General features: G+C 62.3%; 15 protein-coding genes. 5 read left to right on the top strand and 10 right to left on the bottom strand.

The features are described from left to right. Together ubiG and QUG03_RS08680 are read left to right on the top strand one after the other, a co-directional pair. Nucleotides 1–699 carry a bifunctional 2-polyprenyl-6-hydroxyphenol methylase/3-demethylubiquinol 3-O-methyltransferase UbiG gene (ubiG, locus tag QUG03_RS08685; RefSeq protein WP_107798156.1) on the top strand — a complete coding sequence of 233 codons (699 nt, stop codon included), beginning with the start codon at nt 1–3 and terminating at the stop codon, nt 697–699. Between the two features lie 497 nt (nt 700–1,196). Then, nucleotides 1,197–1,865 (top strand): GntR family transcriptional regulator, encoded by a 669-nt coding sequence (locus QUG03_RS08680; protein WP_107798155.1) that lies wholly within the window; start codon nt 1,197–1,199, stop codon nt 1,863–1,865. Here QUG03_RS08680 and QUG03_RS08675 read toward each other — a convergent pair. Beyond that, on the bottom strand, nt 1,848–2,753 hold the full coding sequence (locus QUG03_RS08675) for a LysR family transcriptional regulator (RefSeq protein WP_500819850.1): 906 nt from the start codon (nt 2,751–2,753) through the stop codon (nt 1,848–1,850). The genes QUG03_RS08680 and QUG03_RS08675 overlap by 18 nt on opposite strands. Nucleotides 2,754–2,840: 87 nt before the next feature. Between QUG03_RS08675 and mdtH the strand changes: the two genes are divergently transcribed. Further along, on the top strand, nt 2,841–4,043 hold the full coding sequence (gene mdtH, locus QUG03_RS08670; RefSeq protein WP_500819849.1) for a multidrug efflux MFS transporter MdtH: 1,203 nt from the start codon (nt 2,841–2,843) through the stop codon (nt 4,041–4,043). Between the two features lie 85 nt (nt 4,044–4,128). Here mdtH and QUG03_RS08665 read toward each other — a convergent pair whose 3' ends face one another. Continuing rightward, nucleotides 4,129–4,332 (bottom strand): cold-shock protein, encoded by a 204-nt coding sequence (locus QUG03_RS08665; RefSeq protein WP_019101271.1) that lies wholly within the window; start codon nt 4,330–4,332, stop codon nt 4,129–4,131. 231 nt (nt 4,333–4,563) lie between these two features. Between QUG03_RS08665 and clpS the strand changes: the two genes are divergently transcribed. Next, the gene (gene clpS, locus QUG03_RS08660; RefSeq protein ID WP_019101854.1) at nt 4,564–4,872 is read left to right on the top strand and encodes an ATP-dependent Clp protease adapter ClpS; all 309 of its coding nucleotides are present in this window, start codon (nt 4,564–4,566) and stop codon (nt 4,870–4,872) included. Next, entirely contained in the window at nt 4,872–7,148 is a 2,277-nt protein-coding gene (clpA, locus tag QUG03_RS08655; RefSeq protein ID WP_227106924.1) for an ATP-dependent Clp protease ATP-binding subunit ClpA, read from the top strand. Before clpS ends, clpA begins: the two co-directional genes overlap by 1 nt. Before the next feature lie 53 nt (nt 7,149–7,201). Here the strand turns inward: clpA and xerD are convergent, their stop codons facing one another. The 8 genes from xerD to QUG03_RS08615 form a co-directional block, all read right to left on the bottom strand. Beyond that, complete coding sequence (xerD, locus tag QUG03_RS08650) at nt 7,202–8,110, bottom strand: site-specific tyrosine recombinase XerD (protein WP_486636544.1); 909 nt, start codon at nt 8,108–8,110, stop codon at nt 7,202–7,204. Between the two features lie 196 nt (nt 8,111–8,306). Next, on the bottom strand, nt 8,307–8,774 hold the full coding sequence (locus tag QUG03_RS08645; protein ID WP_107798150.1) for a methylated-DNA--[protein]-cysteine S-methyltransferase: 468 nt from the start codon (nt 8,772–8,774) through the stop codon (nt 8,307–8,309). An 85-nt stretch (nt 8,775–8,859) separates the two neighbouring features. Then, the gene (gene rplS / locus QUG03_RS08640; RefSeq protein ID WP_019102875.1) at nt 8,860–9,228 is read right to left on the bottom strand and encodes a 50S ribosomal protein L19; all 369 of its coding nucleotides are present in this window, start codon (nt 9,226–9,228) and stop codon (nt 8,860–8,862) included. A gap of 3 nt (nt 9,229–9,231) precedes the next feature. Beyond that, nucleotides 9,232–9,999, bottom strand: coding sequence for a tRNA (guanosine(37)-N1)-methyltransferase TrmD (gene trmD, locus QUG03_RS08635; RefSeq protein ID WP_048415670.1), 768 nt, complete (start codon nt 9,997–9,999; stop codon nt 9,232–9,234). Next, nucleotides 9,999–10,505: a ribosome maturation factor RimM gene (gene rimM / locus QUG03_RS08630; RefSeq protein WP_253313803.1), complete on the bottom strand. Its 507-nt coding sequence runs from the start codon at nt 10,503–10,505 to the stop codon at nt 9,999–10,001. Before rimM ends, trmD begins: the two co-directional genes overlap by 1 nt. 35 nt (nt 10,506–10,540) lie before the next feature. After that, nucleotides 10,541–10,789 carry a 30S ribosomal protein S16 gene (gene rpsP, locus QUG03_RS08625; protein ID WP_019102878.1) on the bottom strand — a complete coding sequence of 83 codons (249 nt, stop codon included), beginning with the start codon at nt 10,787–10,789 and terminating at the stop codon, nt 10,541–10,543. Nucleotides 10,790–10,895: 106 nt separating this feature from the next. Next, a complete protein-coding gene (locus tag QUG03_RS08620) occupies nt 10,896–13,571 on the bottom strand; it encodes a bifunctional acetate--CoA ligase family protein/GNAT family N-acetyltransferase (RefSeq protein WP_500819848.1) in 2,676 nt (891 codons plus the stop codon). Continuing rightward, nucleotides 13,568–14,578 (bottom strand): cation diffusion facilitator family transporter, encoded by a 1,011-nt coding sequence (locus QUG03_RS08615; protein WP_227106919.1) that lies wholly within the window; start codon nt 14,576–14,578, stop codon nt 13,568–13,570. The genes QUG03_RS08620 and QUG03_RS08615 overlap by 4 nt, the downstream gene beginning before the upstream one ends. Nucleotides 14,579–14,681: the final 103 nt, after the last annotated feature.

Genomic DNA, 14,681 nt, shown 5'->3' with positions numbered 1-14,681 from the left:
ATGATTAATGTAGACGAAACCGAAATCGACAAATTCAGCCAGCTGGCGCACAAGTGGTGGGACATGAGCGGCGAGTTCAAGCCGCTGCATGAAATCAATCCGCTGCGCCTGGACTTCATCGACGCGCGCGCGGCCATCGCCGGCAAGCAAGTGCTGGACGTGGGCTGCGGCGGCGGCATCCTGGCGGAAAGCATGGCCGCGCGCGGCGCCGGCGTCACCGGCATCGACCTGGCCAAGAAATCGCTGAAAGTGGCTCAGCTGCACAGCCTGGAGTCCGGCGTGGCGGTGGATTACCGCTGCGTGGCGGTGGAAGAACTGGCGGAGGAAGCGCCGGCCAGCTTCGACGTGGTCACCTGCATGGAAATGCTGGAACACGTGCCGGACCCGCAAAGCGTGGTGCGCAGCTGCGCCAGCCTGGTCAAACCCGGCGGCTGGGTGTTTTTCTCCACGCTCAACCGCAACGCCAAGTCCTATCTGCTGGCGGTGATCGGCGCCGAATACGTGCTGAACATGCTGCCGCGCGGCACCCATGAATACGCGCGCTTCCTCAAGCCTTCGGAATTGTCGCGCATGGCCCGCAACGCCGGTCTGGAGCTGGATGTCGTCCGCGGCATGAGTTACAACCCGCTGACGCGCATCTACGCGCTGGGCGACGACACCGCCGTCAATTATCTGATGGCCTGCCGTCGTCCCGAATAAGCGGCAAGAAAAAAGGCCTTCGCCATGGGCGAAGGCCTGAATCACACTCCCGGTTCCACACCGGACACAACCCGCTAAAGTTCGCAAACGCCGCGCCGGCTTCGACGCCCTCACGGGACGGCCCGCTTACGGCGGCGTTCGGCTTGCGCCGCTCGTCGCCTGCGAGGCTACTGTTCCCGCTCGGGCCGGCCGCCGGCCGGGTCCGCAAGACGGCGGAAATGCCTCTCCGTCGCCTCTCGCCTATTTTGATAGCCCCTCTCGTGTCAGCCATTTCAAACAAGCGTTTTAATCGTATGATTGATATGATGAATGCGCAAGTAAAACCTTCGCAACGCTTGTCTAGTGCGGCAAGTTGACAACAGTCGACGCCAAAACCGCTGATAATGTTTTGATAACAACAATCTGTCGGACAAACTACTGCCAGACAAACGTTGCAGTTTGATTGCCGGCGCATATCAAACATAGGAAAATAATAATATTCTATTCCGGAGAGCAAGATGACGTTCAAAGCGAACGACTCACTGACCGAACAAATTGCCCAATACCTGGGCAAACAAATCATACAAGGCACGATGCAAGCCGGAGAGCGCATCCAGGAATTGCGCATTGCGTCGGAACTGGAAGTCAGCCGCGGGTCCGTACGCGAAGCTTTATTGATTTTGCAACGCCGCCATCTGGTGGAGATTTTCCCGCGTCGCGGCGCGGTGGTGTCCAGCATCACCGGCCAAGATGTGCGCCATTTCTTCGAACTGTGGTTCCTGCTGCTGGATCAAGCGGTCTGTAACCTCGCCACTTCCTGGCAAAACGACGACCTGGCCCACTTCTTCGAAGTCACCACCCAGTTGGCCGAATGCAACCGCAAAGACGATTTGCACGGCTTTTACGACCACGGCGTCGATTTTCTCGACACCCTGTACCGCTACGCCGGCAACCGCTATCTGGAACACACGCTGAAGGACTTACTGCCGCTGACTCAGCGCTGCCTGTTCGCCATTCTGCGCGCCGGCAAGAGCCAGATGGACCAGACCCAACTCTTCCTGGAAAACCTGCTCAAGACCATCATCGCCCGCGACACCGCCAGATTGCGCCAGATGGTGGCCGAATTCGGTCAGCAATACAGCCAACTGGCGCAAAGCGCCGCCGAATCGCTAGCCGGACGCCATTGAGGCCCACCGCCCGGCCAAAGCCCGGGCGGCGTCCAGCACCAGCTCCTTCCCCGCATCCCTGCGCTTGCCGGCGCGCCAGGCCATGGTGACCTCCCACTGCCAGGCCGGCAGGTCGGCAATGCTCAGCCGTCGCAAAACCCCGTCGGCCAGATCGGACTGAATCGACAGCTCCGGCATGAAACACAGAAAACCGTGACGCAAGGCCAACTCCCTGGCCGCCGACGCCGGCTGGATCGCATGGATGGGCTGGGCCACGGTGCGCGCCAGCCGCAGCCGGCGTATCAACTCATCGCACTCCACGCCCCAGTATTGGGGCGCGATCCGGTAGGCCGCCACCTCCTCCAGACTCAGCGGCTGCTCCCGCTCCGCCAAGGGATGCCCGGCCGCCGCCACCGCCACGATGGGAGAGCGCCACAGCGTTTCCATCTGAATGCCCGCCATCGCCGGACACCGCAACACAAAGCCGACCTGCACCAGGCCGGACAACAGGTTCTGCATGATCAGCGGCGAGTGATCGGTGTCGCAGCGGATTTCCAGCGGCGCCTCGGCCAGGTCCAGCAATAAAGGGCCGAAAACCGCCGAAGTCAGCGACGGCAGGCAAGACAGCCGCAGGCAGGGCAAGGCCGGCGTGCCCTGCAGGATCTCCCTCCCCTGCTCCAAGGCCGACACCGCCTGCTGCGCCGATGGCAAAAAGGCCAGGCAGGCCGCTGTGGGTTCCGCGCCACGACGGTGGCGATGAAACAGGCAAGTCCCCAGCTCCTGCTCCAGCAATTGCACCCGCTGACTGACCTGGGGCTGCGACCAGCCGCGCTTGGCGGCGGCCTGGCTGAAGCTGCCCAGCTCGGCGATATCCAGCAATAGGCGCAAATCGGAGAGCGCGATAGACATAAGAAAATCCAATATTAACTATTACGGATTAGTCAGTTTCAGAATATCAGGAGCCTTCATAGAATGACATGAAAATAAGGAGATTTCATGGCGCTGCTAAAGCGGGCCCGGACCTTGGGCAAAGGCTTCATCCTGCTGGACAACTTGATCGTGGTATTTGGTTTCTTCATGGTCTTTCCGCTGATCAGCCTGCATTTCGTCGATCAACTGGGCTGGACCGCGGCCGCGGTGGGCTTTGGGTTGGGTTTGCGCCAGTTCACCCAGCAAGGACTGGGCTTGTTCGGCGGCTCCCTGGCCGACCGTTTCGGCGCCAAACCGCTGATCGTGGCCGGCATGCTGCTGCGAGCCGCCGGCTTTGCCGCCATGGCGCTGGCGAACGCGCCGTGGCAGCTCTGGCTGTCCTGCCTGCTCTCCGGCCTGGGCGGCACGCTGTTCGATCCGCCGCGCTCCGCGCTGGTGGCCAAATTGACGCGGCCGCGCGAACGCAACCGCTTCTATTCGCTGCTGATGATGCAGGACAGCGCCGGCGCGGTGGGCGGCGCCTTGTTCGGCTCCTGGCTGCTGCAATTCGACTTCCGCTGGGTATGCCTGGGCGGCGCCGTCGCATTTTTGGCGGCGGCGGCGGCAAACGCCTGCCTGCTGCCGAACTACCGCGTCGCCGCCCGGCGGGCACCCGCGCTGGCCTCCATCCGCATCGTGCTGAACGATCATCGTTTCCTGAAGCTGGTGCTCACGCTCAGCGGTTATTACCTGCTCAGCGTGCAGATCATGCTGTTGCTGCCCATCGCCATCAAGCAATTGACCGGCACCGCCCAGGCCGTGGGCTGGATGTACGGCCTGGAAACCGCCTTGTCGCTGAGCCTGCTCTATCCTTTGGCGCGGCTGGGCGAACGCCATTTCCGCCTGGAAACCCGGGTACTGGCCGGCATCGCGTTGATGAGCCTCAGCCTCGCCTGCATGGCCGTGGCGCGGCAGCCGCTGACCGCCTTCCTCATCCTGGCCGCCTTCTTTCTCGGCACCCTCATCACCGAACCGGCGCGGGAAACCCTGGTGGCCAGCCTGGCCCGTCCGGAAGCCAGAGCCAGCTATATGGGCGCCAGCCGGCTGGGCCTGGCCCTGGGCGGCGGCGGCGGCTTTCTCGCCGGCGGCTGGCTCTACGACTTTGCCCAAAGCCGGCATCAAGCCGGCCTGCCCTGGCTGCTGCTGGCCGCCGCGGGCGCGCTCACCTTCATCGCGCTGGCGCGCCAGTTTGGCCCCGCCGCGCCGCGGACGCTCAAACAAGCGGCCTGACAACAACAAAAGCCCGCCGGATGGCGGGCTTTTCATCAATCAGCTGGGCTGTTTGCCTTGCGACAAACAGACAGTAAAACCGGTGTTACGCGTTCTGAATATTGGACGCTTGCTTGCCCTTCGGACCGGACACCACTTCAAAGCTTACACGTTGCCCTTCTTTCAGGGTTTTGAAGCCTTGCATGTTGATGGCCGAGAAGTGAGCGAACAAATCCTCGCCGCCTTCATCCGGAGTAATGAAGCCAAAGCCTTTAGCGTCATTGAACCACTTAACGGTACCTAATGCCATTCTTACTTCCTTGCAAAAAAAGGCTGGTGAAGCCGACCAACTTAGAGCTTAATAAGAGTTGTCTGGCTTGCCTAGCGCAAAAAAATGCCAAACAGTTAAGCCAAGCACCAGCTGCATTTCTACGCAACCCGCCGCTCATCGTCAAGTCGTAGAGGAAAAGTGCCAGTCCCCTTGAAAAAAACTCTCGGGGAACCCAAATTGAAGTAAGACGCAGATTCCACGAAAGCCGACATGTCTACGCAGTTCAAGGACGATGCCATACAAGAGGCGTCCCGGGTTAGGGAAAACCCACCCCCGATGTATAAGGTCTTGTTATTGAACGATGATTTTACCCCGATGGATTTTGTGATCCAGGTCCTCCAGCAGTTCTTCTACATGAACCGCGAAAAGGCCACTCACATCATGCTGCAAGTCCACACGCAAGGTCACGGCGTGTGTGGCGTTTATACCAAAGACGTGGCTGCAACAAAGGTCGAGCAGGTGTTGCAATATGCGAAAGCGCACCAGCATCCGCTCCAGTGCGTTATGGAGGAAAACTGATGATTGCCCAGGAGCTTGAAGTAAGCCTGCACATGGCGTTCATGGACGCAAGGCGCAAGCGCCACGAGTTCATCAGCGTGGAGCATCTGTTACTCGCGATGACCGACAACCCGTCGGCCGCCGAAGTACTGCGCGCATGTGGAGCCAACATCGACCAGCTGAAAAAACAGCTGGGCGATTTCATCGATGAGCACACCCCCACCGTGCCCGGGGAGGCGGAGGTGGAAACTCAACCCACTCTCGGCTTCCAGCGCGTGATACAGCGCGCGATCCTGCACGTGCAGTCTTCCGGCAAAAAAGAGGTGACCGGGGCTAACATCCTGGTGGCCATCTTCGGCGAGAAGGACTCCCACGCGGTGTACTATCTGCACCAGCAAGGCATTTCGCGGCTGGACGTGGTGAATTTCATTTCTCACGGAATCACCAAGCAGCGCTCGCAGCAGCAGCCGCAGGAGCCGCGCGACAGCAGCGGCGAAGCGGAGAGCGAGGAGCAGGCCACCGGTCCGGGCGGCGCGCTGGAAAACTACACGCTGAACCTCAACCAGCAGGCGCGCGACGGCAGGATAGATCCGCTGATCGGCCGCGAGTCCGAGCTGGAGCGCACCGTGCAGATTCTGTGCCGTCGCCGCAAGAACAACCCCTTGCTGGTGGGCGAGGCCGGCGTGGGCAAGACAGCCATCGCCGAAGGCCTGGCGCGCCGCATCGTCAACGGCGAAGTGCCGGAGATTCTGGGCAAGTCCACCGTCTACGCGCTGGACATGGGGGCGCTGCTGGCCGGCACCAAATACCGCGGCGATTTCGAACAGCGGCTGAAGGCGGTGATCAAGCAATTGACCGAGGACAGCAACGCCATTCTGTTCATCGACGAGATTCACACGCTGATCGGCGCCGGGGCGGCCTCGGGCGGCACGCTGGACGCGTCCAACCTGCTGAAGCCGGCCTTGTCCAACGGCAGCCTGCGCTGTATCGGGGCGACCACCTACAACGAATACCGCAGCATCTTCGAGAAGGACAACGCGCTGTCGCGTCGTTTCCAGAAGATCGACGTCAACGAGCCGACGGTGGAGCAGACCGTGGAAATCCTCAAGGGGCTGAAATCCCGCTTCGAGGCCCACCACGGCGTCAAGTACACCCAGTCCGCGCTGTCCACCGCGGCGGAGCTGTCGGCGCGCTTCATCAACGACCGCCATCTGCCGGACAAGGCCATCGACGTGATCGACGAGGCCGGCGCCGCGCAGAAGATTCTGCCCAAGTCCAAGCAGAAGAAGGTCATCAACAAGACCGAGATCGAGGACATCGTCGCCAAGATCGCGCGCATTCCGCCCAAGACCGTGTCGTCCGACGACAAGAACGTGCTGAAGAACCTGGAGCGCGATCTGAAAAACGTGGTCTTCGGTCAGGAAAAAGCCATCGAAGGGCTGGCCAGCGCCATCAAGATGACGCGTTCCGGCCTGGGCAATCCGCAAAAGCCGATCGGTTCCTTCCTGTTCTCCGGTCCCACCGGTGTCGGCAAGACCGAAGTGGCGCGGCAGCTGGCCTATATCCTGGGCGTGGAGCTGATCCGCTTCGACATGTCCGAGTACATGGAGCGCCATGCGGTGTCTCGGCTGATCGGCGCGCCTCCGGGCTATGTCGGCTTCGAACAGGGCGGCCAGCTGACCGAGGCGGTCAACAAGCATCCGTACGCGGTGGTCTTGCTAGATGAGATCGAAAAAGCGCATCCGGACATCTACAACGTGCTGTTGCAGGTGATGGACCACGGCACCCTGACCGACAACAACGGCCGCAAGGCGGACTTCCGCAACGTGGTGATCATCATGACCACCAACGCGGGCGCGGAGTCCCTGTCCAAGCCGACGCTGGGCTTCACCCAGACCAAGGCGGCCGGCGACGAGATGGGCGACATCAAGAAACAGTTCAGTCCGGAATTCCGCAACCGCCTGGACGCCATCATCCCGTTCAAGATGCTGGACGAGCAGATCATCCTGCAAGTGGTGGACAAGTTCCTGATGCAGCTGGAGCAGCAGTTGGCGGAGAAGCGGGTGGACATCCACTTCACCGACGAGCTGCGGCGCTACCTGGCGAAGAACGGCTTCGACCCGCTGATGGGCGCCCGCCCGATGGCGCGTCTAATCCAGGACACGCTGCGCAAGGCGCTGGCCGACGAGTTGCTGTTCGGCCGTCTGGTCACCGGCGGCGAAGTCACCGTCACCGTGGTGGACGACAAGGTGGAGCTGCAGTTCGACCACCAGGCCTTAGCGCCCGAACCGGCCTGATCTTGATACGGCAATACGCAACGCCCGCTGACGCGGGCGTTTTTCTTTTCATCTCAACCGCGAGGATGATGTTTGGCGTGCAGCTGTTTCAAGCGCTCGCGCGCCACATGGGTATAGATCTGCGTGGTGGAAATGTCAGAATGCCCCAGCAGCAGCTGCACCACGCGCAAATCCGCGCCGTGGTTGACCAGATGAGTGGCGAAGGCATGACGCAACACGTGCGGGCTCACCGCCGGCAAGCCCTGGCGCTTGGCGTACTGCGAGATCAGATGCCAGGCCATCTGTCGCGTCATGCCCGCCTTGCGCTGGGTCACGAACACCGTGTCGCAGACCGCGCCCGCCAGCAAAACCGGCCTCGCCTCGGCCAGATAACGCTGCAGCCACTCCTGGGCCAGCTCGCCCAAGGGCACCAGTCTCTCCTTATTGCCCTTGCCCATGGTCTTGACCAGGCCGTCCAGCAAATTCACTTGTTGCAGAGTCAAGCCCACCAGCTCCGACACGCGCAAGCCGCTGGCGTAAAGCAGCTCCAGCATCGCGCGGTCGCGCAGGCCCAGCGGCGTGCCCACGTCCGGCGCTTCCAGCAAAGCTTCCACATGCCGCTCGGACAGGGATTTGGGCAAGCGCGGCCCCTGTTTGGGCGCGCGCAAGCGCGCGCATGGGTCGTCGTCGCGCAAACCCGCCTGCGCCAGATATTGATAAAAGCGCTTCATCGCCGACACCATCCGCGCCCGGGTCGCCGGCTTCTCTCGGTCCACGCCCAGCAAAAGCGCCTGCTCCAGGTGCCCAGAAGCGGCCTCCGTCAGGCTAACGCCCTCGTCTCCCAGTCTCGCTGCCAGCTTGCCCAGATCGCGCCGATACGCGGCCAGGGTGTTCTTGGACAGGCCGTCGCTCAACCATAGCTGGTCCAGAAACGCGTCGATGGCCTCCTCGGCCGCCTTTACTGCTTCGCTGCTCGCATCCATTATTGTCGTCGTCCGCCGATATGCGCGTCAGGCCGCCGCCCGCGCGAAACATCCATACTGAATAATCCTCAGTCTTTGTCCGCCTCGCGGGCAAAACATTCCCCTGCTCCCCTTAAAGGCGAGCCCGGGCCTCGCGCAATGACCTCGACTCGCGCCTCAACAGACGCAAAGCGGCGCCTTGCGCGCGTCCCTCCGCTCAACAACCGAACTCATGCGCCAGCAGCCACTGCTTGATGTCCACGGTTTCCCGGCCCAAGGAGCGATTGAAGCCGCCCAGGCTGTTGCGGGCCACCACGCGGTGGCAAGGCACGATGATGGGCACCGGATTGCGCCCGCAGGCATTGCCCACCGCCCGCGCCGACGAGCCCAGCGCCGTGGCGATATCCTGATAGCGCGCCATCTGCCCGCAGGGAATCCGTTCTATCTCGCGCCAGACGCGCTGCTGGTGCTCGCTGCCCCGCAAACGATAAGGCAGGCTGAAGCCAAAGCGCGGATCGACGAAATAAGCGCGCAGCTGTTCCGCCACCTCCTGCTCCAGACTGCGCGGCTCCGGCGGCCTGAGGGCTTGCCGCTCGGCCAGGAATTCCAGATTCACCAGCGCGCCGTCGAGACATACCATGCCCAACTGCCCGAACGGCGCGTCGATCACCGCGCTGTATTCCATGTGTCCGCCTCCGGATAATAAAAAAGCGCAAGGCATCGCCTTGCGCTTTGAACTGTCATCAAGCCTAAGCCTGACTCGACAAGGCTTAGCCTTGCTTGCGAGCCGGCAGTTTTTCCTTGATGCGTGCGGATTTGCCGGTACGGCCGCGCAGGTAGTACAGCTTGGCGCGACGCACGTCACCACGGCGCTTCACTTCAACGGAAGCCACCAGCGGGGAGTAGGTTTGGAAAGTACGCTCTACGCCTTCGCCGGCGGACATCTTGCGCACGGTGAAAGCGCTGTTCAGGCCAGCGTTTTTCTTGGCGATAACCACGCCTTCGTAAGCCTGCAGACGTTCGCGGTTGCCTTCCTTAACCTTCACCTGAACGACGATGGTGTCGCCCGGGGCGAATTCCGGCAGGGTTTTGCCCAGGCGGGCGATTTCTTCTTGCTCGAGTTTCTGGATCAGATCCATGATTCACTCCTGGTTTTTCTGGAGATCTTGTTCCTGCTGGTACTCCGCCAGCAGCCGAGATTCCTGTTTTGTCAAAATACGGCCTTGCAGCAAATCCGGGCGACGTTGCATCGTCCTGCCCAGAGCCTGTTTCAGCCGCCATTTAGCGATCAGCGCATGATTACCGGACAACAGCACGTCCGGCACCCGCATGCCCTGATAGTCTTCGGGTCGGGTATAGTGCGGACAATCAAGAAGCCCGTCCACAAATGAATCTTCGTAAGCCGACTGCGCGTCGTTCAGGACGCCGGGCAGCAAACGCACCACCGCGTCCATCAGCACCATGGCCGGCAGCTCGCCGCCGGACAGCACGTAGTCGCCGATGGAAATCTCCTCGTCGACCTCGCGCTGGATCAACCTCTCGTCCACGCCCTCGTAGCGGCCGCACAGCAGGATCAGGCCCGCTCTTTGCGACAGCTCCGCCGCCTTCGCATGCGTCAGCGGACGGCCTTGCGGCGAAAGATAAATCACATGGCTGCGCTCGGCTCCGGCTTGCGCCTGCCTCGCCCTGGCCGCCGCGATGGACTGCGCCAGGGGCTCGATCTGCATCACCATGCCGGGGCCGCCGCCATAAGGCCGGTCGTCTACCCGGCGGTAGTTGTCATGCGTGAAATCGCGAGGATTCCAAGCCTGAAAACCCCAAATGCCCAAATCAAGCGCCCGCTGGCTAACGCCAAAGCGGGCGATGGAATCGAACATCTCCGGAAACAGCGTTACCGCGTCGATCTGCATCAGTAGTCCAGACCCCAGTCCACCTGGATCTTGCCTGCGGCAAGCTGAACTTCCAGCACATACTGATCCACGAAGGGAATCATGCGCTGGCCGTCCGCGCCTTGCACCACCAACACATCGTGCGCGCCGGTTTCCATCAATTCGCTGACTTTGCCCAGCACTTCGCCTTGCTGATTGACGACTTCCAGACCGATCAGATCGGCCCAGTAGTATTCGCCTTCTTCGGCGGCCGGCAACTCTTCGCGCGGCACGGCGATTTGCATGCCGCGCAGGGCTTCGGCCGCGTCGCGGTCTTCCACGCCTTCCAGCTTGGCGGCAAGCGCCTTGGGCTGGAGAGCGCCGTTTTCAAATGTGTACGGCTTCCAGTCGTTCTCCTTGCCCAGCCACCAGACCGGGTAGTCGAACAGACCGTCAGCGTATTCGGTGTCGGCCTGGACTTTCACCCAGCCCTTGACACCAAAGGCGCCACGCACAAACCCCATCACTACGAGATCTTCGTTGCGCATGCGCCTAGTCCGTCAGTTGATGTGTCAACGAACGCTTAGGCAGCGGCCTTCTGCTCTTTCAGCAGCTTGGCAACGGCGTCGGAAACTTGAGCGCCAACGCCAACCCAGTGGTTCAGGCGGTCCATGGTGAAACGGACGCGCTCTTGCTTCTCGTTGGCAACCGGGTTGTAGAAGCCAACGCGCTCGATGAAGCGACCGTCACGACGGTTACGGGAATCGGTCACCACGATGTTGTAGAACGGACGGTTCTTGGCGCCGCCACGTGCCAGACGAATCACTACCATTGTCGATTGTCCTTGAATAAAAACGGTATGAGAAAAGCCCACGATTTTAGGTCAGTTTTCCCTTATCTTGCAAGCGCTTAATGCAAGACGCCTGTCAAGCCCGCCGTTACAAGCTCTTGGACACCATGGTCAGGGCCCGGTCTTCCGGGTGCGGCTCCACGGAAAAGCCCAGCTTGTGCATCAGTTTCAACATGCCCTTATTGCCGGCCAACACCTCGCCGCGCATCACTTTCAGGCCCTGCTCTCGCGCCGCGTCGAACAAGGCGCTCATCAGAAGATAGCCTATGCCCTTGCCTTGCCAGTGGTCGGCCACCTCCAGCGCAAACTCGCAGCCCTCATTGTCCGGATCGGTGATGAAACGCGCCACCGCCAGCATTTCCTCGCCGTCTTTTTGTTCTCGCGTCATCGCCAGCGCCATCTCGCGGTCGTAATCCAGCTGGGTGAAACGCACCAACATGCTTTGCGACAATTGCTTGATGCTGGACAGGTAGCGGTTGTAGCGGCTCTCCTCGGACAGATTGCGCACGAACTCCTGTTGCATATCCGCATCTTCCGGACGCACCGGCCGCACCATCACATTGGTGCCGTCCTTCAATTTGGCGCACACCACCATATGGCTGGGATAAGGCATGATGGCCATATGGGCGTAGCGCTTCAAGTCCGGCCGCCGCGGCCTGACGATGATGCGGGCGTCCAGCGCGATCACGCCCTGCTCGTCGGCCACCAACGGATTGATGTCCATCTCGCGCAGCTCGGGCAGCTCGCACACCATTTCCGACACATGCAGCAGCACATCCTCCAGCTCGTCCTGATCCACCGCCGGCAGGTTCTTGAACGCGCCCAGCAATTGGCCGATGCGGGTATGGCGGATCATGCTGGCCACCAGATAGCCGTTGAGCGGCGGCAGGGATAGCGCGCGGTCGTGCATCACCTCCACCGCGATGCCCCCGGCGCCGAAAGTGATCACCGGCCCGAAGGCTTCGTCGTGGGTGACGCCCACCATCACTTCGCGGGCGAAGCGGCGCTTGCGCATGGGCTGCACCGACACCCCGTCGATGCGCGCCTCCGGCCGCGCCTGGCGCGTGCGGCCGATGATGGCGTCGAACGCTTCGCGCAGCGTCGCCTCATTGCTGATGTTCAGCTCCACGCCGCCAACGTCCGACTTATAAATGATGTCCGGCGAATCGATCTTCAGCACCACCGGGTAGCCGATCTTGTCGGCCTGCTTGACCGCCTCGTTGGCGGTGCGCGCCAGCCGGGTGGGATTGACCGGAATCTGGAAGGCGGCCAGCACTTCCTTGGATTCGCGCTCGGACAGAATGTCGCGGCCGTCCTTCAACGCCGAGGCGATCACCTTGCGCGCCTTGGCCACGTCCGGGTCGGCGCGCTTGCCCTCCAGCGGCCCCGGCGTCTGCAACAGCAACTGCTGGTTGCGCTGATAAGCCGCCAGATTGCGGAACACTTCGATGCCGTACTCCGGCGCGCGGAAGTGAGCGCACTTGGCTTTGGAAAACAGTTCGCGGCTTTCCGACACCTTGGCGTCGCCCAGCCAGGACAGAAACAGCGGCTTGGCGGATTCGCGCTGCAAGCCGATCATCAACTGCGCCGTGGTCAGGTGGTCGGTGCCGGCCTGCGGGGTGAACACCACCATCACGCCATCCACATTGGGGTCGTCCAGACAGGCCTTCACCGCGGTGCGAAAACGCGAGGGACTGGCGTCGCCTATGATGTCCAGCGGGTTGCCATGCGACCAATTGCGCGGCAAGACCCCGTTGAGCAGTTCCACGGTGGAATCAGACAGCTTGGCCAGCTCCACCCGGTTGGAATAGGCGCTGTCGGCGGCCAGCACGCCGGGGCCGATGCCGTTGGTGACGATGGCCAGCCGCTTGCCGCCCACCCGGTAGTTGGCTGCCAGCACCTTGGCCGCCGTGAACAGCTGGGCGATGGTGTCGACCCGCAGCACGCCGGCGCGCGCCAGCGCGGCGTCGAACACATCGCCGCTCTCCACCAGATTGCTGGAATGCGTGACCCCGGTCACCGCGTCTTCATAGCGGCCGGACTTGATCACCACCACCGGCTTGGTGCGCGCCGCGGCGCGCAGCGCCGACATGAAGCGGCGCGCGTCGTGAATGTGGTGGACATGCAACAGAATGCCCTGGGTGAAGTTGTCCGCCACCAGGTAATCCAGAATTTCGCCGAAGCCGACGTCCAGCGCGTTGCCCACGGAAATCACGCTGGAAAAACCGATGCCCTTGCTGTCCGCCCAATCCAGCATCGCCGTGCACAGCGCCGACGACTGCGACACCAGCGCCAGATTGCCCGGCCTCACCTTGCTGGTGTAGTTGCTGGCGTTGAAGCCGGCCACCGGCCGCATCAGGCCCAGCACGTTCGGCCCCAGGATGCGGATGCCGAAATGGCGGCTGATGGACAGCGTCTCGTTGATGATCTCCCGCTCCAGCTGCTCGCTGTCGGCGAACTCCTTGGCCAGCAGCACCGCCTTGATGCCCTTCTTGCCGCAGTCTTTCATGATCGCCGGCAGGGTGCGGGTGGCGGTCACCACCACCGCCAGATCCACGGGCTCGCTGATCTGACGCACCGAGGCCACCGCGGGTACCCCGGCCACCACCTTGTGGTTGAGGTTGACCGGAAACAGCTTGCCCTGGAAGTTGCCCGCCAGCAGATTGGCGAACACCGCCTGCCCGATCGAGCCCGGCGTGTCGCTGGCGCCGATCACGGCGACGCTGCGCGGCGAAAACAACGGTGTCAGGTAATGCGGCCTCATTGATGCTTATCCTCGGAAATAATGGTAACCGGCACGGTTTTCCCCGCCGGCGGCGGCAACGGCCACTCCGGCTGCAAAGTCACATGATCAATGCCGTACTCGCGCGACAGCATGCGCTGGCAAGCCGCCAGAATGCGCGGCCAATCCTGCGGCGCGGCCACCTGCAAATGCGCGGACAAGGCCACGCGGTCCGCGGCCATGGTCCAAACGTGCAGATCGTGCACCGATCTCACCCCGGCGATGCCGCCCAGGGCGCGGCCGATGCGGTTGAAATCCAGCTCCGCCGGCACCTCCTCCATCAACACCGCCAGCGACTTGCGCAGCAGCCGCCAGGTAGACGACAGAATCAGACAGGCCACCAGCATGGACAAGATCGGGTCCGCCGGCGTCCAGCCGGTCCAGTACACGATGGCCCCGGAAGCGATCGCCGCCAGCGAGCCCAGCAAATCCCCCATCACGTGCAGCAGCGCCGCCTTGCTGTTAAGGCTGTGCGCGCCGCGGCTCAGAATCCACACGGCCAGCACATTGACCAGCAGGCCGGCCACGGCGATGCCCATCACCCCCAGACCGTTGACCGCGTGCGGCTCCAGCAAGCGCCGCACCGCCTCCACCGCGATGAAGACGATGACGCCGAACATGAACAGGCTGTTCAGAAACGCGCCTATCACCTCCGCGCGGCCATGGCCGAAAGAATGCGACTCGTCCGCCGGGCGGCGGCCGATATGCGCCACCCACAAGGCCAGCAACAGCGAAATGGAATCGGTCAGCATATGGCCGGCGTCCGACAACAAGGCCAGCGATCCCGTCGCCCAGCCGCCCACCGCCTCCACGCAGGCGAAGCCTATCGTCAGCAGCGCCACCCAGCGCAAGGCGCGCATGCTGGCGGCGCGCGCCGCCGCGCCCGTCACCCCGCCGTGGGGATGGCGATGCGGGTGATTGTAATCGTGCTCGTCGTCATGCTCACCGCCCGCCGAGCCATCATCATGCAGACTGAACCTTGACGTCATCTTGACCTCCGGCAAGCCGAATCCATCGCGCCCCGCTTCGCCTCAAGGGCCTAACAAGAATGGACTGGCGCGGACACTACAATATTGTTAATCTTTGCTGTTT

Source organism: Chromobacterium sp. CCUG 30098, assembly GCF_059916605.1.
Note: the sequence above shows the minus strand (reverse complement) of the source record. Positions and strands in the feature narration are given on the sequence as shown.

What these genes read in the sequence shown, in the direction of transcription:
- ubiG (WP_107798156.1), top strand. Translation starts at nt 1, where the DNA reads ATGATTAATGTAGACGAAACCGAAATCGACAAATTCAGCCAGCTGGCG.
- QUG03_RS08680 (WP_107798155.1), top strand. Translation starts at nt 1,197, where the DNA reads ATGACGTTCAAAGCGAACGACTCACTGACCGAACAAATTGCCCAATAC.
- QUG03_RS08675 (WP_500819850.1), bottom strand. Translation starts at nt 2,753, where the DNA reads ATGTCTATCGCGCTCTCCGATTTGCGCCTATTGCTGGATATCGCCGAG.
- mdtH (WP_500819849.1), top strand. Translation starts at nt 2,841, where the DNA reads ATGGCGCTGCTAAAGCGGGCCCGGACCTTGGGCAAAGGCTTCATCCTG.
- QUG03_RS08665 (WP_019101271.1), bottom strand. Translation starts at nt 4,332, where the DNA reads ATGGCATTAGGTACCGTTAAGTGGTTCAATGACGCTAAAGGCTTTGGC.
- clpS (WP_019101854.1), top strand. Translation starts at nt 4,564, where the DNA reads ATGTCTACGCAGTTCAAGGACGATGCCATACAAGAGGCGTCCCGGGTT.
- clpA (WP_227106924.1), top strand. Translation starts at nt 4,872, where the DNA reads ATGATTGCCCAGGAGCTTGAAGTAAGCCTGCACATGGCGTTCATGGAC.
- xerD (WP_486636544.1), bottom strand. Translation starts at nt 8,110, where the DNA reads ATGGATGCGAGCAGCGAAGCAGTAAAGGCGGCCGAGGAGGCCATCGAC.
- QUG03_RS08645 (WP_107798150.1), bottom strand. Translation starts at nt 8,774, where the DNA reads ATGGAATACAGCGCGGTGATCGACGCGCCGTTCGGGCAGTTGGGCATG.
- rplS (WP_019102875.1), bottom strand. Translation starts at nt 9,228, where the DNA reads ATGGATCTGATCCAGAAACTCGAGCAAGAAGAAATCGCCCGCCTGGGC.
- trmD (WP_048415670.1), bottom strand. Translation starts at nt 9,999, where the DNA reads ATGCAGATCGACGCGGTAACGCTGTTTCCGGAGATGTTCGATTCCATC.
- rimM (WP_253313803.1), bottom strand. Translation starts at nt 10,505, where the DNA reads ATGCGCAACGAAGATCTCGTAGTGATGGGGTTTGTGCGTGGCGCCTTT.
- rpsP (WP_019102878.1), bottom strand. Translation starts at nt 10,789, where the DNA reads ATGGTAGTGATTCGTCTGGCACGTGGCGGCGCCAAGAACCGTCCGTTC.
- QUG03_RS08620 (WP_500819848.1), bottom strand. Translation starts at nt 13,571, where the DNA reads ATGAGGCCGCATTACCTGACACCGTTGTTTTCGCCGCGCAGCGTCGCC.
- QUG03_RS08615 (WP_227106919.1), bottom strand. Translation starts at nt 14,578, where the DNA reads ATGACGTCAAGGTTCAGTCTGCATGATGATGGCTCGGCGGGCGGTGAG.